We start from the raw sequence: 577 nt of genomic DNA, 5'->3' as shown, positions 1-577 counted from the left end.
AGCCAGGGCGGCCAGCCGCGGGGTGGCATCGGCGCTGCCGCCATCCACCACCAGCACCTCCCGAACCAGGGCGGGTGCCGTGGCCAGATCGGCGAGCAGCGCCGGCAGGCCCTGGGCCTCGTCACGGGCGGCGATCACCACGCTCAGGGGCGGGATCATCGCCAGCGGTCCAGGTCGACGGGGCGGTCAAGATCGTGGCGCTCCGCCAGCAGGGCCGTGCGCAGGCCCGCCCGCCGGGCCAGTTGGAGGGTCTGCTCCAGCACCCGGTCGCTGCCCCAGTCGATACCGCTGAACAGCTGGGGCGTCGCCCGGCGCCGGCCGATCAGCCAGTAGCCCCCGTCGCCGGCGGGACCCAGCACCAGGGCGCTGTGCTCAAGCGCCCGGAAGGCGGCCAGCAGGTCGTCGGCCGCCAGCTCCGGCAGGTCGCTGCCGATCAGCACCACCGCGGCGGCCCCCTCCCGCCAGCCGCGCCGCATCTGACGCTGCATGCGCAGGCCGAGGCTGCCCGACCCCTGGTCCACCACCCGGTCGACCCCGAGCCGGCGTCCCCAGCGGCCCGCAGCCCCGGGACCCAGGC

General features: G+C 76.8%; 2 protein-coding genes. Both read right to left on the bottom strand.

Annotated features, from left to right (window positions below):
• A partial coding sequence (locus VB737_RS07520; protein ID WP_500312285.1) for a glycosyltransferase occupies positions 1-159 on the bottom strand: 159 nt, incomplete at its 3' end.
• Positions 156-577: TIGR04282 family arsenosugar biosynthesis glycosyltransferase (locus tag VB737_RS07515; RefSeq protein WP_500312284.1), on the bottom strand; the 422-nt coding region annotated here is incomplete at its 5' end. The genes VB737_RS07520 and VB737_RS07515, both read right to left, overlap by 4 nt.

Origin of the sequence: Synechococcus sp. BA-120 BA3, assembly GCF_034931285.1 — a bacterium.
GTDB lineage: Bacteria > Cyanobacteriota > Cyanobacteriia > PCC-6307 > Cyanobiaceae > Cyanobium.
The sequence above is the reverse complement of the archived record's forward strand: the minus strand, read 5'-3'. Positions and strand labels throughout refer to the sequence as shown.